Annotated in this window: 19 protein-coding genes; 18 read left to right on the top strand and 1 reads right to left on the bottom strand. The window is 47.7% G+C overall.

Going from position 1 to position 22882, the window contains the following annotated elements:
- Positions 1-90: 90 nt before the first annotated feature.
- The 6 genes from BUA17_RS20065 to mgrA all read left to right on the top strand — a co-directional run bounded on the left by BUA17_RS20065 (position 91) and on the right by mgrA (position 5368).
- Positions 91-1056, top strand: a complete 966-nt coding sequence (locus BUA17_RS20065; protein WP_063566859.1) for a sugar kinase — start codon at positions 91-93, stop codon at positions 1054-1056.
- Positions 1057-1142: 86 nt separating this feature from the next.
- On the top strand, positions 1143-1808 hold the full coding sequence (locus tag BUA17_RS20060; protein WP_063566860.1) for a bifunctional 2-keto-4-hydroxyglutarate aldolase/2-keto-3-deoxy-6-phosphogluconate aldolase: 666 nt from the start codon (positions 1143-1145) through the stop codon (positions 1806-1808).
- 90 nt (positions 1809-1898) lie between these two features.
- Complete coding sequence (locus BUA17_RS20055) at positions 1899-2663, top strand: alpha/beta fold hydrolase (RefSeq protein WP_063566861.1); 765 nt, start codon at positions 1899-1901, stop codon at positions 2661-2663.
- A 61-nt stretch (positions 2664-2724) separates the two neighbouring features.
- Positions 2725-3510, top strand: coding sequence for an HAD family hydrolase (locus tag BUA17_RS20050; protein ID WP_072734750.1), 786 nt, complete (start codon positions 2725-2727; stop codon positions 3508-3510).
- 21 nt (positions 3511-3531) lie between these two features.
- Entirely contained in the window at positions 3532-4272 is a 741-nt protein-coding gene (locus BUA17_RS20045) for an NAD-dependent protein deacylase (RefSeq protein WP_063566863.1), read from the top strand.
- Between the two features lie 88 nt (positions 4273-4360).
- Positions 4361-5368: an L-glyceraldehyde 3-phosphate reductase gene (mgrA, locus tag BUA17_RS20040; RefSeq protein WP_063566864.1), complete on the top strand. Its 1008-nt coding sequence runs from the start codon at positions 4361-4363 to the stop codon at positions 5366-5368.
- Between the two features lie 104 nt (positions 5369-5472).
- On the opposite strand, the gene BUA17_RS20035 is transcribed toward mgrA, so the two are convergent.
- Positions 5473-6435: an AraC family transcriptional regulator gene (locus BUA17_RS20035; protein WP_063566865.1), complete on the bottom strand. Its 963-nt coding sequence runs from the start codon at positions 6433-6435 to the stop codon at positions 5473-5475.
- Positions 6436-6591: 156 nt separating this feature from the next.
- Between BUA17_RS20035 and BUA17_RS20030 the strand changes: the two genes are divergently transcribed.
- From BUA17_RS20030 to BUA17_RS19970, 12 genes are all read left to right on the top strand, one after another.
- Positions 6592-7773, top strand: coding sequence for a galactokinase (locus tag BUA17_RS20030; RefSeq protein WP_072734749.1), 1182 nt, complete (start codon positions 6592-6594; stop codon positions 7771-7773).
- Position 7774: 1 nt separating this feature from the next.
- Positions 7775-8764 (top strand): UDP-glucose 4-epimerase GalE, encoded by a 990-nt coding sequence (galE, locus tag BUA17_RS20025; RefSeq protein ID WP_064635876.1) that lies wholly within the window; start codon positions 7775-7777, stop codon positions 8762-8764.
- Between the two features lie 15 nt (positions 8765-8779).
- Positions 8780-10378, top strand: coding sequence for a UDP-glucose--hexose-1-phosphate uridylyltransferase (locus BUA17_RS20020; protein WP_072734748.1), 1599 nt, complete (start codon positions 8780-8782; stop codon positions 10376-10378).
- 359 nt (positions 10379-10737) lie between these two features.
- Entirely contained in the window at positions 10738-11901 is a 1164-nt protein-coding gene (locus BUA17_RS20015) for an iron-containing alcohol dehydrogenase (protein ID WP_063566869.1), read from the top strand.
- 261 nt (positions 11902-12162) lie between these two features.
- Positions 12163-12699, top strand: coding sequence for an NfeD family membrane protein (locus tag BUA17_RS20010; protein ID WP_063566870.1), 537 nt, complete (start codon positions 12163-12165; stop codon positions 12697-12699).
- 58 nt (positions 12700-12757) lie between these two features.
- A complete protein-coding gene (locus BUA17_RS20005) occupies positions 12758-14308 on the top strand; it encodes a flotillin family protein (protein ID WP_064635880.1) in 1551 nt (516 codons plus the stop codon).
- A 165-nt stretch (positions 14309-14473) separates the two neighbouring features.
- Positions 14474-15328, top strand: a complete 855-nt coding sequence (locus tag BUA17_RS20000; RefSeq protein ID WP_063566872.1) for a glucose PTS transporter transcription antiterminator GlcT — start codon at positions 14474-14476, stop codon at positions 15326-15328.
- Between the two features lie 288 nt (positions 15329-15616).
- Positions 15617-17674: a glucose-specific PTS transporter subunit IIBC gene (gene ptsG, locus BUA17_RS19995; protein ID WP_072734747.1), complete on the top strand. Its 2058-nt coding sequence runs from the start codon at positions 15617-15619 to the stop codon at positions 17672-17674.
- Positions 17675-17751: 77 nt separating this feature from the next.
- Positions 17752-18027: an HPr family phosphocarrier protein gene (locus BUA17_RS19990; protein ID WP_024633102.1), complete on the top strand. Its 276-nt coding sequence runs from the start codon at positions 17752-17754 to the stop codon at positions 18025-18027.
- Positions 18020-19726, top strand: coding sequence for a phosphoenolpyruvate--protein phosphotransferase (ptsP, locus tag BUA17_RS19985; protein WP_072734746.1), 1707 nt, complete (start codon positions 18020-18022; stop codon positions 19724-19726). The genes BUA17_RS19990 and ptsP overlap by 8 nt, the downstream gene beginning before the upstream one ends.
- A 255-nt stretch (positions 19727-19981) precedes the next feature.
- The gene (locus tag BUA17_RS19975; protein ID WP_072734744.1) at positions 19982-21553 is read left to right on the top strand and encodes a helix-turn-helix domain-containing protein; all 1572 of its coding nucleotides are present in this window, start codon (positions 19982-19984) and stop codon (positions 21551-21553) included.
- Positions 21554-21697: 144 nt separating this feature from the next.
- Positions 21698-22867 carry an alpha/beta hydrolase family protein gene (locus BUA17_RS19970; RefSeq protein ID WP_072734743.1) on the top strand — a complete coding sequence of 390 codons (1170 nt, stop codon included), beginning with the start codon at positions 21698-21700 and terminating at the stop codon, positions 22865-22867.
- The last annotated feature ends 15 nt before the right edge of the window (positions 22868-22882 follow it).

The raw sequence follows: 22882 nt of genomic DNA, 5'->3' as shown, positions 1-22882 counted from the left end.
AATGAACGCTCCGGGATTGACAACGGTTGCATAGAGGCTGACAATGGGGAAAGAAGATGAGAAATTGTACATATAAGGAGGGGAGAATTCATGTCGACGAATACCCGCCCTAGCCCTGAAATTGTTACGTTTGGCGAAAGCATGGGTTTGCTGACAGCAAAGGATACAAGAGGTCTCGAATATGCAGCGACATTAGACAAATCATTTGGCGGCGCAGAGAGTAATCTGGCTATTGGTGTATCCCGGCTTGGGCATACCAGCGGCTGGTTTGGCCGCCTGGGTAATGATCCGATCGGTAACATGATCTTGAAGGCAATTCGTGGTGAAGGTGTAGATGTATCCAGAGCAAGGATGAGCGACAAAGAGCCCACTGGTTTGATGATTCGTGAGAACGCTTCCGGGAAAGCTTCGGTGCACTATTATAGGAAGCTATCCGCTGCAAGTGCGATTACTCCTGAAGACCTGGACACGGATTATATTGCGGGTGCGCAAATCCTTCACGTTACAGGCATCACCGCAGCAATAAGCGCGTCGGGACTTGCTACTGTTGAAGCTGCTATACATATAGCTAAGCAGGCTGGTGTGAAAGTGAGTTTTGATCCGAATCTGCGTCTTAAACTGTGGTCAGCTGAAGAAGCGCGTCCTGTTCTGCTTCGTCTGGCTGAGCAAGCGGATTATTTCTTGCCGGGTCTGGACGAGATGAAACTTCTGTATAACGAAGAAGATGATCAAAAAGTCCTTGAGCGTTTGTCCGCTATGAATGCAGTCTGTATCGTGAAGGGCGGCCCTGATTTGACCTACGTATTGGTGAATGGTACCCTAACGGAAGTTCCGTACTTCAAGGCAGATCATGTCCTGGATACGGTTGGGGCAGGAGATGGATTCTGTGCGGGCTTTTTGTCCGGCCTTATTAAAGGATATTCTCCGCAGGAGGCGACCCGTCTCGGGAATTTGACCGGTTCCATGGTAATACAGGCTGTTGGCGATTGGGAGGCGCTCCCGACGTGGGAGCAGGTCGAGGCCAAGCTGAACAATGTAGCTCATGTTGAGCGCTAGTCGCTGCTGATATCATATATGTCTCATCTTCGTTCTTTAATGTAAGGCTTGTAATAGACAACCACATTGACAAGGGAGAGAATGAAATGAAGAAGCTTCAGCTGCTACAAAAAATAACGGACAGTGGGGTTGTTGCGGTTCTGCGTGCAGATTCTGCTGATCAGGTTATCGCCATGGCCGAACAAGCCATCGCGGGTGGCATCAAGATTATCGAGATTACGATGACGGTGCCTAGTGCCCTCAAAGCCATCGAGAAATTAAGCCGTGTATACCATTGGAACACACAAGATCCAGAGAAATTTGCCATTATTGGAGCTGGAACAGTACTTGAACCTCAGACAGCGCGTGCCGCGATTATGTCAGGTGCCGAGTTTGTTGTGGGTCCTTCCCTGAACCCGGACACTGTGAAAATCTGCAACCTGTACCGGATTCCGATTCTTCCAGGGGTGATGACCATTGCGGATGTTCAACGTGCATTGGAACTTGGCGTGGATATTGTGAAGTTGTTTCCCGGTAATCTCTACGATCCGTCCATTATCAAAACGATGAAGGGACCTATGCCACAAGCGAATTTCATGCCGACTGGTGGGGTGTCCTTGTCCAATCTAGGTGACTGGATTAAGGGAGGCGCCGTTGCTGTAGGTATTGGCTCGGACCTTACAGCGGAAGCAGTGAAGACGGGGGACTTGAGTCATGTTCGCCGCAAAGCGGAACAATATATGGATGCTTACCGCAAGGCCAAGGCTGAATAGCGATGAATGATGAAGAAGGGGAGCCTCAGGAATGAAGGCTCCCGTTCTGCAAGCCGCGGCACCTGCGGAAGTGCAGAAAGGTGATGAACGTTGAGAAACCGATATAATACAGGGCGCAAGAAGAGGGGCATCGGGAAATTCCTGCTCGTTCTTCTGGCGCTCATTGTCATTGGATGTGGGTTTGTAGCCTGGAAGCTGTTTACGCCTTATGGACCACAGGAGATGGCTCAGACAGCCATGGAAACTGCAAATCAGGTGACTGTAACTGAAAAAGACAACTGGATTGATTTTGTACCGGACAAATCTGTTGGGATGAGTGTTATTTTTTATCCAGGTGGATTGGTTAAACCGGAAAGTTATGCACCTCTTGCCCATGAACTTGCGGCAGCAGGACATCATACCATTATTGCAAAAATGCCTTTTAATCTGGCGGTAATCAAGCAGAATCTCGCAGATGATATTATTAAAGCCTATCCAGATGAACAATTTGTTATGGGAGGGCATTCTCTTGGTGGATCAATGGCAGCACGTTATGCTGCTTCCCATCCAGATGCACTTCAGGGCATCTTTTTCCTCGCATCTTATCCGGATGAAAAAGGCAGTGTGAAGTCACTGGGGATACCCGCGTTATCCATCTTGGGTACGAATGACGAAGTTGTGAATGCAACAAAGTATCAGAATGGTCGGGCATATTTGCCAGAAGATACGGTGTATTACACCATTGAAGGTGGTAACCATTCGCAGTTTGGTGACTATGGCCACCAGAGCGGTGACGGCGAAGCTGGGGTCAGTGAAGAGGAACAACTGTCTCAAACGGTTAAAACGACTGTGGGCTGGCTGGATACAATCAAGTAAGCTGCAATTTCAACGGTGAATGGAACGAATCCATAGCAGATGGGAACTGGGGGTGATACGTATGTCTATGCTTCAAATCCGTGGTAAGCAAGTTACCTGCCGAGGTATTCTTTTTGATAAGGATGGAACGCTGCTGGATTTCTTACAGCTATGGGGGCCGTGGGCGGAGTCTTTGCTGAATCAGTTGGAATCACAGCTGTCAGAGCTTGGTGCCTCGTTCACGGTGGAGCGTGAGCAAGTTCTCGGTACGGTCCGCAATCGCGAAGGTCAGCTGATCGGATATGATCTTCAAGGGCCATTAGCTATTGCCACGGTGGACGAGAGCAACGGTTTGCTTGCTGGGCAGTTGTATGCCGCAGGCATGCCGTGGAACGAAGCAATCACTACGATCCGCCATTTTTCCAGTGTCGCCATGGATGAGGTACGGCAGAGAAAAATGGCCGAACCACTGCCTGGATTAAATGCATTTTTGCAGAGCTGCCAGAAAGCATCGATTCCGATGGCAGTGGTCACTTCGGACAGCACAGCTGCTGCCGAGGAACATCTGGAGTGGATGGGAATCCGGTCATATTTTACATCGATTGTTGGCAGTGACCGGGTGACTCTGGGCAAACCGGATGGAGAGGCTGCGGTTCTGGCTTGCCGGGAATTACATATTCTTCCTGAGGAGGGTGTGGTGATCGGTGACAGCAATGGGGATATGCAGATGGGACGTAACGCAGGGGTGTCCTATAGAATTGGTTTCTGTCCAGAAATCCAGAGAAGCCACTATTTACATGACGCCAATGCAATTATCCAAAATTATGATGAGTTAAAAATCATCTCTGAATATTCTTCACAGGGGTGATCTCATAAAGGAGGAGAGAGGATGAACGCAACAGAACAACTGGCTGCCTGGATTAAGGAAAGTTCAAATATTGTTTTTTTCGGAGGGGCCGGAACTTCAACGGAAAGCGGGATTCCCGACTTCCGCTCTGCCGCTGGCTTATACCAGACAGAGCAGCATTCACCCTACCCACCGGAAGAGCTGCTGAGCCGACATTTTTTTGATCAGCATGCTGATATTTTTTATGATTTTTATCGAGGCAAAATGCTTCATCCCAATGCGATGCCCAACGGCTGCCATCGACTGCTCGCCAGATTGGAGCAGGAAGGAAAACTTCAGGCGGTTATCACGCAAAATATCGACGGGTTGCACCAGAAGGCTGGCAGCAGCAATGTCCTGGAGCTTCATGGTTCGATCCATCGAAACGCTTGTATGGATTGCAAGAGATTTTACGGGTTGGATGACATTATTACGGCAAAAGATACGGTTCCTCGTTGCACTGAATGTGGTGGCGTGATCAAGCCGGACGTCGTGCTGTATGAAGAAGAACTGGACCAGACGATATTATATCGTTCGGTTGACGCACTGTCCTCGGCAGATTTGCTGCTGGTTGGTGGAACTTCACTAACGGTGTATCCTGCCGCACAATTGATTACGTACTTTCAAGGGAAACACACGGTCTTGCTGAACGCTACACCTACGGCTTACGACAGGCGAGCTGATTTGCTGATTACAGACCCTATTGGTGAGGTAATGAATAAGGTGGACCAGCTTTTTGGTTAAACGTAAGTCGACATTGTCCGAATAACCGCATTCTCCGGCATACGGACCGGGAACTAGAGGCGGAACCTGGGGAAAGAAGGGATTCATGATGGTCTACGTAGCCAGCGATGCACGCTACGAAACAATGAAATACAACCGCGTTGGACGTTCAGGTTTGAAACTGCCAGCGATTTCACTTGGGTTATGGCATAATTTTGGTGGCATTAATAATGCGGAGAACGGCCGAAATATGATTACCCGTTCGTTTGATCTGGGCATTACGCATTTTGACCTTGCCAACAATTATGGTCCGCCGGCAGGTTCGGCAGAGCAGTTATTCGGTCAGGTATTGGCACAGGATCTGAAGCCATATCGAGATGAACTCGTCATCTCCACCAAAGCCGGGTACTATATGTGGCCTGGACCTTACGGTGAGTGGGGTTCTCGTAAAAACCTGGTTTCCAGTCTCAATCAGAGCTTGAAGCGCATGGGTCTCGATTACGTAGACATCTTTTATTCTCATCGTTATGATCCCGAAACACCTCTGGAAGAAACCATGATGGCGCTGGACCATATTGTTCGTTCCGGCAAAGCATTGTATGTCGGCATCTCCAACTATCCTGCAGAACAGACGAAGCAGGCGGCCGAGATTCTCAAAGGTCTGGGTACACCTCTGTTGATTCATCAACCCAAATATTCAATGCTGGATCGCTGGATTGAGGATGGGCTGCAGGATGTACTTGATGAGTATGGAACAGGCAGCATCGCTTTTTGTCCATTGGCACAAGGCGTGCTCACCAACAAATATCTGAACGGTATTCCAGAAGATTCACGTGCCAAGGGCCCGTCTGTGTTTCTGAATGAGAACAACATCTCGCCAGAGACATTGCGCAAAGTGCGTGCTCTGAACCAGATTGCAGCATCACGTGGTCAGAGTCTGGCCCAATTTGCTCTGGCCTGGGTATTGCGTGATGGCAAAGTAACCTCTGCGCTGATTGGTGCAAGTCGTCCTTCGCAGATTGAAGAGAATGTGGCTGCTCTCAGCCAGTTGGAATTCTCCTCAGAGGAATTGGAGCGTATTGAATCGATTCTTCGTCCGGAACCGGATCATAAATAAAGTTCAAAAGGTGCATCTTAGCCATAATGGCGGGATGCACCTTTTTTGTCTTTTATTATTTATGCTGACCTAGGCGATAGGAGATCCTACTTTTGATTACAGGATTATCGCTGGTTCGGTGGTACTTGGCGTGTCGCTTGATGCAAGGGCCTGTTAAGAATGTTCTCCCGGTACAGACTAGGGGCTTCCCCATGGAATCGCTTGAACTGTTTGGAGAAATACAGCGCATCTGGCAACCCCACGGAGGCCGATACCTGTTCAATGGACAGATCCGGACGTTCCCGCAGCAGCTGGCGCGATTTATCGATCCTTAGTTTAAGCAGGTAGGTAACTGGTGATAGTCCGGTTTCCTGTTTGAAAATGCGGGACAGGTAAGCACGGTTATAGCCAAGACTGGCCGACATTTGCTCAATCGAGACAGGGTAGGCATATTGAGTAGACATGTATTGAATCATCTGTTTTACAGTTCGTCGTATGGAAGATTCACCTGGTACTAAGGTTTGCCCCTGAGAAAGGTGATTTTGTGCCTCGGCTAGAATCATATATAACGTACCCAATGATGTAAAATGAGAGCTTTCTTTTCGCTCGGCAAAAGCCGTCTGCATCACGGATAACCAATCGGAAATACCGCAGGAAGGACCGGCATGAAAGACGGATTTTTCCGGACGGAAACCTGCTTCCTCTATATGCTTGGCAGTCTGGCTGCCGGTAAAGGCCATCCAGCGGTATTGCCAGGGATTCCGGGCATGGGATTGGTAGCTTACAAGCTGCCCTGGTTGAATAAGGAAACAATCTCCTGCGGATAGTTCGTAGGTATGTAGTTCAGTACGGAACGTACCGGCTCCTTTTTCTACATAATGCAATAGATAATAATCGTATAGCTTCGGGCCAAGGGCGTGACCGGGAAGGGTCTGGCTTGCCCCTGCAAAGAGGACATGCAATGCCCCTTTTTCATAATAAACAGGATTGGAGGCAACCGAGTAGCTGAGTGCTCCACTTTTGCCAGAGGTTTCCGGAATTTGTTTTATCGGATCCCCCGTTAGACCTTCCTTACGTTGTTCAGTCATGATGACATTCCTTTCCTTCCTGGATGTTCCATTCATTATACGTCGAAAGGTCACATTTATCCATATGGAACACACATGGTTGCATTTCAAGAGGAACCGCCTTCTTGTATAATAACATTAAGAAAACCAACAACATTGAGATGGGGTGCAGCAGCAATGAACATAAATGAATTGAAACAAAAGTTTATTGACAAGTACGGAGAGAGTGGAGCGGACATCCGTGTGTTCCATGCCCCTGGGCGGGTGAATCTGATCGGTGAGCACATTGACTATAACGGGGGGTACGTGCTTCCGGCAGCGCTTGAATTCGGTACCACTTTGATTATCCGTGAGCGTGAGGACAACAAGTTGCAGTTGGCTTCCACGAATATGTCCTATGAAGGAACGCTGGATACGCCCTCCATTGGCAAAGAGAAAACAGGGGAATGGACGGATTACCCGGTAGGCGTCATGGTTGAACTGCAAGGCAAAGGCATAAAAGTAAACAAAGGTTATGATTTCCTCTATCATGGAGAAATTCCGAACGGCGCAGGACTTTCCTCTTCCGCATCGCTGGAGGTTCTTACCGGGTTTGCTATCCAGTCGCTTGAAGGTGTGAATGATATTGATACGGTTCAACTTGCGCTGCTGTCCCAAAAGGCAGAGAACGAATTCGTTGGCGTCAACTGTGGCATCATGGACCAGTTCGCTGTAGCTAATGGAGCAGAGGATCATGCGATCCTGCTGATGTGTGACACCCTTGAATATGAAAAAGTGCCATTCCGTACCGGCGCCTACAAGCTGGTCATTGGTAACACGAACAAACGTCGGGGGTTGGTGGACTCGGCTTATAACGAACGTCGCTCCCAATGTGAGCAAGCACTTGCCATTTTGAAAGAACAACTGCCTGCACTGAACTATCTGGCGCAACTTACACCTGAACAATTCGTTACACTGCAGGATCACATCAAAGATGAGAAGGTAAGACAGCGTGCCCAGCACGTCGTGGAAGAGAATGCACGTGTACTTGCATCGGTGGATGCACTGCGTGATAACGATTTGGAAACCTTCGGCAAGCTGATGAATGCTTCTCATGAATCCCTTCGTTATCTATATGAAGTGAGCTGCGAAGAACTGGACGTGATGGTTGAAGAGGCTCAACGTATTCCAGGCACTCTGGGTGCTCGGATGACTGGTGCAGGATTCGGTGGATGTACGGTATCTCTTGTGCATGAAGACGATGTAGAGCGTTTTGTAAGCGAAGTTGGAGCGGCATATGAAGCACGTACCAGTCTCAAAGGCGAGTTCTATGTATGCGGAGTAGGCGATGGCGTTAAAGAATTGAAGGAGGCGAATTAAGATGGCGATTTTGGTGACAGGTGGAGCAGGATATATTGGTTCTCATACGGTAGCGGCTTTGTTGGAGCGTGGCGAAGAGGTAGTTGTACTGGATAACTTGCAGACAGGGCATCGTGAAGCTCTGCTGGGCGGAAAATTGTATGAAGGTGATCTGCGTGACAAGGAACTTCTGGCGAAGCTGTTCGCTGAGAACTCCATTGATGCAGTCATCCACTTTGCGGCTAACTCACTGGTTGGCGAGAGTATGAAAGATCCCGTGAAATACTATGACAACAACGTGTTTGGCACATTGTGCCTGCTGGAAGCGATGAATGCAGCGAATGTACGTCGCATCGTCTTCTCCTCCACGGCTGCTACTTATGGCGAGCCGGAGAAAGTACCGATTGAAGAGAGCGACCGCACAGAGCCTACGAACGTATATGGTGAAACCAAGCTGATGATGGAGCGCATGATGTCCTGGTTCGATAAAGTACAGGAGATCAAATACGTCTCCCTTCGTTACTTCAATGCTGCCGGAGCCCATGATAGCGGCAAAATCGGTGAAGATCACCAGCCGGAGAGTCATCTTATCCCACTCGTACTGCAAACGGCATTGAAACAACGTCCACACATCGCCGTGTTCGGTGACGACTACGCGACAGAAGACGGAACCTGTGTACGTGATTACATCCACGTAAGTGATCTGGCGGATGCGCATCTGCGGGCCGTAGATTATCTCCGTAAAGGGGAGAACAGCAACGTGTTCAACCTGGGCAACGGTCAAGGCTTCTCTGTTAAACAGGTTATTGAGACGGCTAAGAAAGTAACCGGACTGGATATTCCGGTTGTACAGGAACCACGTCGTGCGGGTGATCCAGCTGTACTGGTGGCTTCGTCTGCCAAAGCAAGATCCGTACTGGGTTGGAATCCAAAATGGACCAATCTGGAAGATGTCATTCAAAGCGCATGGAGCTGGCATCAGTCCCACCCTGACGGCTACGGAAAAAACTAGGAGGCGAACATCGATATGTCACAGACTCAACTTGCAGCAGGTGCCACAGAGCGGACACCGGAGCAGCAGGAAGCACTGCATGCCATTGAACGTCTGGTAGCATTTTCCTTGCAGAACAAATTGATTGAAGAAGCGGATCGGGATTACAGCCGTAATCTACTGCTAGAACAGTTTGGGTTCTCCGAGCCGTATGCTGGAGTATTGAACGAGACGGTGTTGGATGGACCCCAACCATTGCTGGATACGTTAATTGATTATGGGTTCACCATTGGACTTATTCCTGAAAATAGCGATACGTTCCGTGATTTGCTCGATGCAAAAATTATGGGTCAATTGATGGCACGTCCATCTGAGGTGGTGCGCGCATTCTGTCATACGGAGCAGACTGAAGGCATTGAGGCGGCTACCTCGCAATTTTATGAGCTTTCAATTCATTCCAACTACATTCGGATGGACCGTATCTCCAAGAATGTGTATTGGACACAGGATACAGCTTATGGAGATATGGAGATTACAATCAACCTGTCCAAGCCGGAGAAAAGTCCAAAGGAAATCGCGATGGCAAAGCTGCTTCCGCCTCCGGTATATCCGAAATGCCAACTTTGTCGTGAAAATGTGGGCTATGCGGGACGGGTCAACCACCCGGCCCGTCAAAACCTACGTGTCATTCCTTTGGAATTGAACGGCGAACCTTGGTTCTTCCAATACTCGCCATACGTGTACTACAACGAGCACTGCATTATTTTCCATCACGATCATGTGCCGATGAAATTAACCAAGGATACGCTGCGTAGGCTGCTGGCTTTCGTGGGGGAGTATCCGCATTACTTTATCGGTTCCAATGCCGATCTGCCCATCGTTGGCGGCTCCATCCTGACTCATGACCATTTCCAGGGTGGACGCCATACCTTTGCCATTCAAAATGCGAAGCCAGAGGCGGTATTCCGCCACGCTGGTTCACCGGGCCTTACGCTCAGTCTTGTGAAATGGCCAATGTCCGTACTGCGGCTGGCCTCACAGGATCCGGCGGAGTTGCTCGAAGCGGGGAATGCCGTTTATGAAGCATGGAAGGTGTACAGCGATTCTACGGTGGAGATTGAGGCCTTCAGTGAGGTTGACGGAGAACAGATTCCACACAATACAGTGACTCCAATCGTTCGTCGCAGTGCAGACGGAGGATATGAGATGGACCTCGTTCTGCGGAACAATCGTACGAATGATGAACATCCCGAAGGGATTTTCCATCCGCATCGTGAAATGCATCATTTGAAAAAAGAGAACATTGGACTCATCGAAGTGATGGGCCTTGCAATTCTGCCAGGTCGTTTGAAAGAAGAGCTGGACAGCATCGCGGATATTCTTGCTGGGGATACCAAACTTGCTGAGGCGGCCAAAGCTTCCGAACATGTGTTGAACAAACATCTGGGCTGGGCAGAAGAACTGATCGAACGTTTCGGTCCCAACCTGAACAAGGAGCAAGCTGTCGCGCTCGTGCAGCAGGAAGTAGGCCTGAAATTCGCCGAGATACTGGAGCATGCAGGTGTATACAAATATGATGAGGCAGGACGTCAAGCCTTCCGTCGTTTTGTAAGCAGCATGGGATACACCGAATAAACATGTATAACGAAGAACATCAGCCCTACAAGGGCTGGTGTTTTTAATTTGTTTGACATGTGCAGTTGTAACGGAATCGTGAAACCGCGGAACAGTTACATCTGTCCGCAGGAACTATTTGGGTATAATTATCCAACATATATAAGCTTGGCGTCCATTTCAGAGCCACAGGATGCTGCTTAAGACGGACTTACATGGACGACGTTGGTTGGTTCCAACCAGCGAAATGACCCGTACATACTTGCAAATCAACGGGTTGTTATAAAGTGAGTGGCTATCGATTTGTTTTTGTATAAACGGGGTACTATAATTGGAGTTGCACTAAAAAATTCTAAACTCCATTGGAGGCGACAATAGATATGAGATCATTTCAATTTTATAATCCAACCCGATTGATTTTCGGTAAAGGTCAGCTGGAAGCACTGAAAACCGAAGTACCGAAATACGGCAAACGGGTTCTGCTTGTATATGGTGGCGGCAGTATCAAACGCAGCGGTTTGTACGATCAGGTGATCGGTTTGCTGAAGGAAGTTGGAGCTGAGGTTACGGAGTTGGCTGGTGTAGAACCGAACCCACGTCTTTCGACGGTTCACAAAGGCGTAGACCTTTGCAAAACGAATAATATTGACCTGATCCTCGCTGTAGGCGGCGGCAGTGTACTGGACTGTGCCAAAGCGATTGCCGTAGGTGCTAAATATGACGGCGACATGTGGGACTTTGCTCAGCGCAAAGCCGTAGCACAGGATGCTCTTCCACTCGGAACCGTGCTGACAATGGCTGCAACTGGCTCGGAAATGAATGCCGGTTCGGTTATCACGAATCAGGATACACAGGAGAAGTTGGGCTGGGGCAGCGCGTATTCGTTCCCTGCGTTCTCAATTCTTGATCCGGTAAATACATATACCGTTCCTCTGGACCAAACGGTTTATGGCATGGTTGATATGATGTCCCACGTACTGGAGCATTACTTCCATCTGGATGCCAACACACCGGTTCAACTCGGATTCTGTGAGACGATTCTGCGCACAGTTATGGATGCAGCCCCTCGTTTGGTTGAAGACCTGGAGAACTATGAACTGCGTGAAACGATTCTGTACTGCGGAACGATGGCATTGAATGGTGTACTGAACATGGGTCTCGCTGGTGACTGGGCTACTCACAATATCGAACACGCGGTATCTGCAGTGTATGACATTCCGCATGGCGGAGGGCTCGCGATTCTGTTCCCGCATTGGATGAAGCATAATGTGGACGTCAATGTGGATCGTTTCAAACGTCTCGCGATCAATGTGTTCGAAGTTAATCCTGAAGGTAAATCGGACAAACAGATTGCTGAAGAAGGCATCGAAGCGTTGAGCAAATTCTGGACATCCATTGGTGCGCCTAACCGTCTGGCTGATTATGATATCGATGACAGCCAAATCGAAGTGATGGCTGACAAAGCCATGCTCTTCGGCCCATTTGGTAACTTCAAAAAATTGCAACGTGAAGACGTTGTATCTATCTACAAGGCTTCTCTATAAGAATAAAACATAAAAACACAGCGATGTGTTCTGGAACCGCACGTCTCCTTTAACGGAGATTTGCGGTTTTTTTGTTGTGAATAAGAGCGAATTGGAGAATGTTCCAGGAAATGGACCATTTTGCAACCAGAATAACCATTATCGGGTCTAGGAACCAAATGAGGAAAGATTTTGAAACATAACAGTGGGTTGCTACGTATTTATTTACATGAGGAATGCCCAGTTGGATGGAATTGCGGCAGAAGAGAGGAGGAACGGGGAATGGAGTCAATCTATTGGGGGTGTCTAATCGGAGGAGCCATATTTGCAGTCGTCAGCCTTGTGCTAGGTGACTTGATTGATGGCTTGCTGGACGGGGCCTTTGAATTGCCAGGCCTTGATTTTTTCAAACCTGTTGTGCTGGCTGGTTCCATAACAACCTTTGGCGGAGCCGGTATTATGCTGACACGTTATAGCTCGATAAGTGCGATTTCGGCACTGATACTATCCCTGCTTATAGGTATTGCTGCAGCCATGCTGGTATTCTTTGCATATATCAAGCCGATGCGTAACAGTGACGTTTCCATTGCGTTTTCCATGAAAGAGCTATCCGGGAAAATTGGAGAAATTACCATTCCGGTACCGGAAAAAGGTTTTGGTGAAGTCATGATCAAGATTGCTGCCGGTAATACGGTGCACACGGCATCCAGCTTTGAACATCGTCCCATTGCGGCGGGAGCGCGTGTTGTAGTTGTGGATGTAACCGAAGGCGTGCTGCGTGTGTCGGAATGGGATGAAGATGTACTTAAAGATGTTTAAGGTAGTTTAACCGTTAGCAGTGTAAGCACTCATGTATGAATAAGGGGAGAGATGTGGAATGAATAATCTGGATATGGATGTGTTGTTGGTTCCTGCAATTGTTGTCGGTGTAATTCTGATTCTTGGTTTGGCGTTCTGGGCGAGGTACAAAACGGTTGGGCCGGATGAAGCCATGATCGTTACGGGTTCATTCCTTGGAAGTAAAAATATTTCCGACGATGACTCCGGACGCAAAATTAAAATTGTTCGTGGAGGCGGCGCATTTATCTTGCCAGTATTCCAGCAGTCAGAGTTTATCTCACTGTTGTCCCATAAGCTGGACGTTTCCACACCGGAAGTATACACGGAACAAGGCGTACCGGTCATTGCCGATGGTGTCGCCATTATCAAGGTCGGAAGCTCAATAGAAGACGTGGCTACTGCAGCCGAGCAATTCATCGGTAAGCCGGTAGAATCGTTAAGAGGCGAAGCACAGGAAGTTCTGGAAGGGCATTTGCGGGCCATCCTCGGAACGATGACGGTGGAAGAAGTATACCGTAACCGCGATCGCTTCGCGCAAGAGGTTCAAGGTGTAGCTGCCAGGGATCTGAAAAAAATGGGACTGCAAATTGTCTCTTTTACCATCAAAGATGTTCGTGACAAACAAGGTTATCTGGATGCCCTCGGTAAACCGAGAATAGCAGCCGTCAAGCGTGATGCTGAAATTGCGGAAGCGGAAGCGATGAGGGATGCACGTATTCAGAAGGCCAATGCAGAAGAGCAAGGGCAAAAAGCCGAGTTGCTGCGTGATACGAATATCGCTGAAGCCGCAAAAGAGAAGGAACTGAAAGTAGCGACGTTTAAGCGGGATCAGGATACTGCTAAAGCAGAAGCGGATCAGGCTTACCATATCCACGAAGCGCGTGCGAGACAAACTGTGGTGGAGGAAGAAATGAAAGTTGAACTCGTTCGTAAAGAACGTGAGATTGATCTGCAAGAGAAAGAAATTATCGTACGTGAGAAGCAGTATGATGCTGAAGTGAAGAAAAAGGCAGAAGCGGATCGTTATGCGGTGGAGCAGGCTGCCGAAGCGGATAAAGCCAAAAGAATGCGTGAAGCCGATGCGGTACAGTACTCCATTGAAACGCATGCAAAAGCTACTGCGGAGCAGAAGCGTCTTGAAGGGCAGGCTATGGCGGATGCAGAACTCGCTAAAGGTACAGCGGATTCAGAGGTTATTCGTCTGAGAGGACTTGCAGAAGCGGAAGCGAAGGAAAAACTGGCCGAGGCGTTCCAAAAGTTCGGCGAAGCTGCCGTGCTCGATATCATCGTCAAAATGCTGCCTGAACTTGCTGGTAAAATTGCGGAGCCGATCTCTGCGATTGATAAACTGACTGTTGTGGACACAGGTAAAGGTGAAGGCGCCACTCGTGTAAGCAATTATGTAACTGAGCTCATGGCGACGGCCCCAGAGATGCTCAAAAGCGTTTCCGGCATTGATGTGGAGCAGTTAATTAAAGGTCTCACCAAACCTAAAACAACAGCACCGGTTGCTATCCAACAGAGTGAACCTGTAACGACTCCCTCTATAATCGATAAGATTGTGGAAAAAGCTGGAGTTGACGAGTAAGACAACGAATTATAAAGCAGTCATGCTCTATTGACCTTAAGGCGAATTTTTGTTACTTTTTAAGCGAGACGTCCGGCGCGGTATGCCCGCTTCCGGATGTCTTTTCTTTCTTACTAGGGTGTGACTGAATCACACCTAAGATGGTGTGAAAAAGAGGTGCAAATATTGAGTAGCCTGCAAGTAGCCAAAGCGCTAAATAATAATGTAATTATTGCACAGCATCCTGAACATGGAGAAGTTGTCGTGATTGGTAAAGGCATCGGCTTCAATCGGAAAACGAATGATATTATTCCACTGATGGCTGTGGAGAAGATGTTCATTTTGAGAAACCAGCAGGAGCAGGAGCAGTATAAACAGCTTCTTCCACAAGTGGATGAAGCATTGATCGAAATTATTAACGAAGTCATTACGTATATTGCAGAACGTACGGACGTTCCTTTAAACGAACATATTCATATCGCACTGACCGACCATATTTCTTTTGCATTAAAACGGAAAGAACAAGGGATTGTTATCCAGAATCCGTTTCTATATGAGACCCGTGAAATTTATCCTGACGAATATCGTATGGGTGAATATGCGGTTCGTTTGATTAAAGAAAAACTGGGCGTAGATCTAGGAATGGATGAAATCGGTTTTATTGCGCTTCACATCTACAGTGCCATGACCAACCAAAATATTTCCCAAGTTCGCGAGCACTCGCAATTGATAACTGATTTGGTGAGCCTGGTGTCCACCCAACTGGATTATTCGTTTGAGACTGAGTCACTGGATTATTCCCGGTTACTGACTCATCTTCGATTTGCCTTGGAGCGTGTCCGTCGGGGAGACAAAGTGGAAGAAATCCACAAATTGGATTCCCTGTTGAAGTTGGAATATCCTGAAATGTACTCGCTTGCATGGAAGCTAACGAAGGTGATGGAAAAAAGGTTGAATCTCCCAGTGTATCCTGCGGAAGTAGGTTATTTGACCATTCATTTGCAGCGCTTGAATCAAAGGAAAGAAGAAGAGAGTAAGTGAAAAAATTCCATCATTGGAATTCTGGTTCGACAAATTTCGTGTAAAGGCTTGCATCGTTTTTGAAGTGGTGCTACAATGGTCTCCGTAATCAAGCAACTGAATAAACACAAACGACGTGTTACTGATTCGATCAGGCATGAGTTATCTAGAGCGTGATTGTTCTTACCTTATACCGGGTATGCTATACCCGAAGGTTGGACCAATTTGCTTTGTTAACTCGTGCCTTTTTTGTTTTCCCTTGCTTGCTTCACAACATAAAAATTTAAAAGAAAGGGTGGATACGACGCAATGTTTAAAAAGCTTTTTGGTGTATTGCAAAGAGTAGGTAAAGCTCTCATGTTGCCCGTAGCGATTCTTCCAGCAGCAGGTTTGTTGCTCGGGATCGGTAACATGCTTGTAAATCCGGATTTTCTGCAATATGCTACAGCGCTAGATACCCCATGGGTAAGCTCGATCGCGACGATTATGATGAATGCGGGTCAGATCGTATTTGATAATCTGGCATTACTATTCGCTGTCGGTGTAGCCGTCGGGCTGGCCGGAGGCGAAGGTGTCGCAGGTCTTGCGGCCATCATCGGTTACCTGGTCATGAATGTGACTTTGGGTACGGCTGTTGGTGTTACGCCGGCCATGATCGGTGAAGTACCCGGTTATGCCAGCATCTTGGGTATCCCTACATTGAGTACTGGCGTGTTCGGAGGTATTATCATAGGTATTACCGCCGCGCTATGTTACAATCGATTTTTCAAAATCGAACTGCCGTCTTACCTCGGTTTCTTTGCAGGTAAACGTTTTGTCCCAATTATCACATCAGTCGTTTCCCTCTTAATCGGGTTGCTTCTGGTGATCATCTGGCCTCCAATTCAAAATGGGCTGAATGCTGTATCTCACTTCATGGTAGATACAAGTCCGACATTGTCGGCGTTCATTTTCGGAGTGGTAGAACGGTCACTTATTCCGTTCGGTCTGCATCACATTTTCTATTCACCATTCTGGTTTGAGTTCGGTGAATATGTGAACAAAGCTGGAGATGTCATTCGTGGAGACCAGCAAATCTTCTTCAATCAACTGCGTGATGGTGTGAACCTTACAGCGGGAACGTTCCAAGTTGGTAAATTCCCGTTCATGATGTTCGGTTTGCCAGCTGCGGCGCTTGCGATGTACCATGAAGCAAGACCGGAGCACAAAAAGTATGTTGCAGGGATCATGGGATCAGCTGCGCTGACTTCGTTCCTCACAGGGATTACAGAACCACTGGAGTTCTCATTCCTGTTTGTAGCGCCAATCCTGTTTGCAGTACACTGTATCTTTGCAGGTTTGTCTTTCATGACGATGCAAATTCTTGGAGTCAAAATCGGGATGACATTCTCCGGTGGATTCATTGACTTCCTGATCTTCGGGATTATCCCGAACCGCACGCCTTGGTGGGATGTTATCATCGTAGGTTTGATTCTTGCAGTGATCTACTATTTCGGATTCCGATTGATCATTCGCAAATTCAACCTGAAAACACCAGGTCGTGAAGAGGCAACTCCTGAAACTGCTTCGGGCGGTGGAGGCTCAAGTTCAACGGATGATCTACCTCACAATATTCTTGCTGCTTTCGGCGGGCAAGATAATATCAAACATCTGGATGCTTGCATTACTCGTTTGCGGATTGAAGTAAATGAGAAATCCAGTGTAAATAAAGATCGTTTGAAACAATTGGGTGCATCTGGCGTACTTGAAGTGGGTAATAATGTACAGGCCATCTTCGGTACACGTTCAGATACGATTAAATCTCAAATGCAGGATATCATTGCAGGACGGACACCGGCACCAGCTCCAGCAGCTGTGGCTAAGCCAGCTCCTGAACAGGAAAAGGCGCAAGATGAAGAAGGTGAACGTATTATTGCGGAAGACATCGTTATGCCAGTTAACGGCGAATTGATGGATATCACAAACGTTCCTGATCCGGTCTTTGCTGAGAAAATGACAGGCGATGGTTTTGCTGTTCTGCCTCATGATGGCAAGATTACTTCTCCTGTATATGGTAAGGTGTTTAACGTATTTCCAAGCAAACATGCCGTGGGCATTATGTCTGACGGAGGCAAGGAAGTACTTGTTCATATAGGTGTCAACACGGTGAAGCTGAAAGGTCAGGGCTTTAACGTGCTTGTGCAGGAAGGCGACCTGGTATCGGCAGGACAGCCGATTATGGAAGTGGATCTGGAGTATGTGAAAGCTAATGCTCCGTCGATCATCTCTCCGATCATTTTCACCAACCTGCCAGAAGGCTCGACAGTAACGCTTACGAAAAGTGGGTTACTGAAAATTGGCGATCAGCCGATTATTGAGATAAAATAAGAAGTGTTACGACGATGGCAAGCAAGTGTAAATATATGCAATGCCTAAACTAAATTATTGAAAGTGAGATGATTGTAATGCAACAAACATTCAGAATTACAGACGAAGATGGTATCCACGCACGTCCGGCGACAGCCCTGGTTAATACAGCAAACAAATTCAAAGGTGCAGAATCCTTCGCAGAAGCTAACGGTAAAAAAGTAACTTTGAAATCCATCCTGGGTGTACTTTCCCTTGGTCTGGAACAAGGCGACACCATCAACATCATCGTTGAAGGCGAAGGAGAAGCTGAAGCTCTTCAAGCTCTGACAGACGTTATGGTTAACGAAGGGCTGGGCGAAATTAATGCTTAATGTCTCTGGGATCGCGGCTTCGGCGGGTATTGCTATCGCCAAGGCGTTTATCTTGGAGCATCCCAATTACTCTGTAGAAAAACGCGAAATCAACGACGTTGACGCAGAGATCGCGAAACTGGACTCAGCTCTGGGCAAGTCCCAGGCTGAGCTTGAGGCGATCAAAGAGCGTACTTTACAAGAGCTTGGCGAGAAAAAAGCTGAGATTTTTGCTTCGCATTTGCTCATTCTGAATGACCCGGAACTGATTGATCCGGTTAAAGCGAAAATTGCAGATGATAAGATTAATGCGGAATTCGCATTGAACGAAACAGCAACGCAATTTATCGAAATGTTCGAAAATATGAAGAGTGCTTACCTGCAGGAACGTGCTGCGGATATGCGTGATGTAACCAAACGTGTGCTAAATCACTTGCTTGGTATCGAATTCATGAGTCCTGCTGAGATCAGTGAAGAAGTGATCGTGCTTGCGGAGGATCTTACGCCTTCCGACACGGCTCAACTGAACCGTCAATATGTTAAAGGCTTTGCAACCAATATTGGTGGACGTACTTCTCACTCTGCAATCATGGCTCGTTCGCTTGAAATTCCGGCTGTCGTTGGAACCAAGGACATTCTGGCTCAAGCGAAACAAGGTGACATGATTATCGTTGACGGTTTGGACGGTCACGTACTGGTTAATCCAACGGATGATGTTATTGCTGAGTATCGTTCCAAACAGGAGCAATACGATGCACAACGTGCCGAGTGGAGAAAACTGCGTGATGAGCCAACGGTAACGGTGGACAACGTTCATGTGGAACTGGCAGCCAACATTGGTACACCGAATGATGTTGCTGGTGTTCTGGAGAATGGCGGCGAGGCTGTAGGCCTGTACCGTACCGAGTTCCTGTACATGGGCAGAGACAAGCTTCCTTCCGAGGACATTCAGTATAATGCTTACAAGGCTGTACTGGAAAAAATGGAAGGTAAACCTGTTGTTGTTCGTACACTCGACATCGGTGGAGACAAAGAGCTTCCATATCTGGACCTGCCAAAAGAAATGAATCCATTCCTAGGTTTCCGCGCAGTTCGTCTGTGTCTGGACCGTCTGGACATTTTCCGTACTCAATTGCGTGCATTGCTGCGTGCAAGCGTACATGGTAACCTGCGTGTCATGTTCCCTATGATCGCAACACTTGGTGAATTCCGTGAAGCGAAAGCTGTCTTGCTCGAAGAGAAAGAGAAGCTGGTTGCTGAAGGTATTGCTGTTTCTGACAGCATTCAACTCGGAATCATGGTCGAAATTCCTTCGACTGCAGTTCTGGCGGATCAATTTGCCAAAGAAGTGGATTTCTTCAGTATCGGAACGAACGATCTGATTCAATACACGATGGCTGCTGACCGAATGAACGAACGAGTGGCATATCTGTACCAACCTTACAACCCAGCCATTTTACGTTTGGTTAAAATGGTTATCGATGCAGCGCATCGTGAAGGCAAATGGGTTGGCATGTGTGGTGAGATGGCCGGAGACGAAACAGCAATTCCATTGCTACTTGGTCTCGGACTGGATGAGTTCAGCATGAGCGCAACATCTATTCTGCCAGCTCGCAGTCAGATCACCAAGCTGTCCCGTGCAGACATGCAAGAACTTGCTGCCAAAGCACTGGATATGCAAACGGCTGAACAAGTCGTTGAATTGGTTCAAAGCATTTAAGCGTAATGTAATTTTACGGGGTTTCCACCCGATTTTAAGGGTTTCTTTTTCCGATAAAAAAGCTGCAGTCTTGCAGCGATTTTGCCGGTATCTGTTGTTACAGCAGATACCGGCTTTTTTTGTTTTGGGCCGATATCACTATTCTGCTGAGAAGTTACATTTTTCCGTTTGTATCTTGGTTGAAAATCATTATCATTAAGATATTCGAACAATTCAAACAATGGACATCATGCTGAGGGAGAAAGTAGGGCTACCATGAAGGTCAATGAAAAAAAGGCAGGCAAGATGCTTAAATATAGCAGTATCGATTCGTTTGAAGTGTCCTGGAATGGAGAAATTGTTCATGCAGCGACAGCGGAACACTTCGCTATTCTTTGTACAAGTGGCTCAGGAACTTTGGTATCGAACGAACACATATCCCGATTGAATGAAGGGGAAGTCTATTTGCTGGCTCCTGGACAGAGGTTCAAGCTGGCGGCAGATGAGCAGGCGTTAAAAGGCTGTATGGTCCGTTTCGAAGTATACGAATATGGCGGAGAACAGCAGATGACCGCTACCCATGCTTTCATGGAGGGTTTGTTTTGGTGCAAAGATCCGCATCAACTCGCGCTCTCTTGTGATCGATTGCTTCAACTGGAGGTCGCTGGTGACGAGGAACACTTCAATAGACAGGCCGCATTATACGGTTTGATGACTTCACTTGTTCAAGCGGAGGCCAAGCCGGAAAGCGTTGAGTCTACCGCTTCTGCGATTGCCCGTGTTGCCGATTATATGAATGAACATCTGGATCATGAATTAAAACGAGATGAATTGTCCAAGCTTGCTGGCCTGAGTCCAGGGTATTTTTCGTGGGCATTTCAGCAATATACAGGAAAGACCCCGACGGCCTATCTGATGGATGTCAGAATGAAACGGGCCAAGGAGCTCCTTTTGTCAGGTGATGGTGTAAAAGAGACCGCGGTCCGAGTCGGCTATGAAGATGAATTTTATTTTAGCCGCAGATTCAAACAGAAGATGGGACTTTCGCCTAATGCGTTTGTCAAAAGCCGCAGATATAGTATCGCAAGTGTCTCTGATCCAATCTCGGGCAGTTTACTGGCACTTGGCCTGCTTCCGAAAGCTGCTGCCTTTTATCCAAATCATGAATTATACAACCGAATGACTCGTCTACATTCTTATGAGCTGGGGGAAGGGCAGATCTGGCAAGAAAATGTGGATCGATTGCGTGCGTCGGAGCCGGAGCTTATTTTCTGCACTGACATTCTGGGCGAGCGGGCGCGAAAAGAGCTGGAGCAGATTGCGCCGACAGTTGCCATCCCTTGGTTATCCGCAGACTGGCGCGAGCAGCTTCGAATGATTGCAGAAGTCATGGAGCATCGGGCAGAGGCGGAGGTGTGGCTGTCAGAATATGATGGCAAGGCGGAAGCGGTCTACCGCAAAGTAAGACGTAACATCGGTGGAGCTACCGTCAACATATGGCGTATCACGGATTCGGAATATCGGATATATGGCAAACGCAATGCTGGCGCGGTCCTTTATGATGATTTTAGATTGGCAGCTACGCATCGTCTCGATGACATCAATGTTTTTGAATCGGTGACTAAAGAAGCTCTGGAAAAATACGACGCAGATATGCTGATTATCATGGTAGATTCCACACAGCAGGCGGCTCGGGAATGGAAGGCACTTCAGGCCAGTGAGCAGTGGCATCGTTTGACAGCGGTTCGGCATGGACATGTGTACGAGGTGGGGACAGAAAAATTGTTTGAGTATTCAGCTTGGTCGCATGATCGGGCGCTATCTTATTTTATGCGGTTATTTGGCTGACTAAAGTCCAGTTCACTCCGTTTATATATCCATGTTTAGCTGAAGCAATGAATGATATGATACGTATTGAGAAAGAAAATCATTATCAGTGTAAAGAGGAGGTGACATTCCATTTCTGGAAAGCCGCCTTGGAATCTAGAGCAATTGTTTAAAGCACCTCGATTATACCCGGTTTCCGAAGATCAACATACCGGCGTACATGCTTGCTTCTATGAGGGTGTGTCATATAAAGGTCGTGCTACTCGCATATTTGCCTACTGCGGCATCCCGCGTCCGGTCTCTCCTAACGAGGAAGTTCCCGCGGTAATTTTGGTTCACGGTGGGGCGGGAACAGCTTTTAGCAGTTGGGTGAAAGAATGGATGGCACGAGGGTATGCTGCGATAGCCATGGATCTGGAAGGGCATGTTCCATTCGGGGATGAGGAGCACACCGAACGGATGGAATGGCCTTCACATTCATGGAGTGGTCCTGAGAAACAGGGTGTATTTGCAGATTACGAACAGCCTGTTGAAGATCAATGGATGTATCATGCCGCAGCCGCTGTAATATTGGCTCATTCATTGCTCCGCTCTTTTCCGGGTGTAAACAAGCAGAGCATAGGTATAACAGGAATTTCATGGGGGGGCATCATCACAAGTTTGGTTGCGGGATTAGACACCAGGCTTTCTTTTGCCATGCCCGTTTATGGCTGTGGGTATCTGCATGAACCGGGTTCCTATTATGGGCTTAGCTTTGCATCCATGCGGGAGGTAGAGGCAGAACGTGTTCGTCTATTGTGGGATCCATCCACTTATCTGTCGGAAAGCCGCTTGCCGATGTTATGGCTTAACGGTAGTAATGATACCCATTTTCCGTTGACCATATTTAACAAGTCTTTTGAGCAGCATCTGGAGTGTCATCCAAACAACAACCATAGCAGACTAAGCCTTCATCCGGGTCTCGGGCATTCTTACAAGGAGGCATGGGCATGCGAGGAGGTCTTCGCTTTTGCGGATAGTATCGTTCAAGCGAAAACTGCGCTTGTTGAAATTTGTGAGGAGAAGCACGAGGACGGTTGGTTTGTCGTTCGGTATGATTCATGCCTTCCTGTCCTGGAGGCCAATCTTTATTGGTGTGTGGATGATCGCAATTGGAGAACCGCAAGATGGGAGTCCATTCCCGCTTCGTTGGATAGGGCGAACTGCAAAGCGCTCATACGTCTTCCACAGCATGGGAGTTCGTTTTTTATGAATCTAAGAAATGAAAAGGGCTGGATCACAAGCACACGTGTAATGAGAAATGAGAGAACGGCAGAAGACAAAATAACAGAATAATGAATGAATAAGGGG

Source organism: Paenibacillus sp. ov031, from assembly GCF_900143165.1.
Taxonomy (GTDB): Bacteria; Bacillota; Bacilli; order Paenibacillales; family Paenibacillaceae; genus Paenibacillus; species Paenibacillus marchantiae.
Note: the sequence above shows the minus strand (reverse complement) of the source record. Positions and strands in the feature narration are given on the sequence as shown.

Excerpts from the sequence above, each read along its gene's own strand:
- BUA17_RS20065 (WP_063566859.1), top strand. The coding sequence starts at position 91 with ATGTCGACGAATACCCGCCCTAGCCCTGAAATTGTTACGTTTGGCGAA.
- BUA17_RS20060 (WP_063566860.1), top strand. The coding sequence starts at position 1,143 with ATGAAGAAGCTTCAGCTGCTACAAAAAATAACGGACAGTGGGGTTGTT.
- BUA17_RS20050 (WP_072734750.1), top strand. The coding sequence starts at position 2,725 with ATGTCTATGCTTCAAATCCGTGGTAAGCAAGTTACCTGCCGAGGTATT.
- BUA17_RS20045 (WP_063566863.1), top strand. The coding sequence starts at position 3,532 with ATGAACGCAACAGAACAACTGGCTGCCTGGATTAAGGAAAGTTCAAAT.
- mgrA (WP_063566864.1), top strand. The coding sequence starts at position 4,361 with ATGGTCTACGTAGCCAGCGATGCACGCTACGAAACAATGAAATACAAC.
- BUA17_RS20035 (WP_063566865.1), bottom strand. The coding sequence starts at position 6,435 with ATGACTGAACAACGTAAGGAAGGTCTAACGGGGGATCCGATAAAACAA.
- BUA17_RS20030 (WP_072734749.1), top strand. The coding sequence starts at position 6,592 with ATGAACATAAATGAATTGAAACAAAAGTTTATTGACAAGTACGGAGAG.
- galE (WP_064635876.1), top strand. The coding sequence starts at position 7,775 with ATGGCGATTTTGGTGACAGGTGGAGCAGGATATATTGGTTCTCATACG.
- BUA17_RS20020 (WP_072734748.1), top strand. The coding sequence starts at position 8,780 with ATGTCACAGACTCAACTTGCAGCAGGTGCCACAGAGCGGACACCGGAG.
- BUA17_RS20015 (WP_063566869.1), top strand. The coding sequence starts at position 10,738 with ATGAGATCATTTCAATTTTATAATCCAACCCGATTGATTTTCGGTAAA.
- BUA17_RS20010 (WP_063566870.1), top strand. The coding sequence starts at position 12,163 with ATGGAGTCAATCTATTGGGGGTGTCTAATCGGAGGAGCCATATTTGCA.
- BUA17_RS20005 (WP_064635880.1), top strand. The coding sequence starts at position 12,758 with ATGAATAATCTGGATATGGATGTGTTGTTGGTTCCTGCAATTGTTGTC.
- ptsG (WP_072734747.1), top strand. The coding sequence starts at position 15,617 with ATGTTTAAAAAGCTTTTTGGTGTATTGCAAAGAGTAGGTAAAGCTCTC.
- BUA17_RS19990 (WP_024633102.1), top strand. The coding sequence starts at position 17,752 with ATGCAACAAACATTCAGAATTACAGACGAAGATGGTATCCACGCACGT.
- ptsP (WP_072734746.1), top strand. The coding sequence starts at position 18,020 with ATGCTTAATGTCTCTGGGATCGCGGCTTCGGCGGGTATTGCTATCGCC.
- BUA17_RS19975 (WP_072734744.1), top strand. The coding sequence starts at position 19,982 with ATGAAGGTCAATGAAAAAAAGGCAGGCAAGATGCTTAAATATAGCAGT.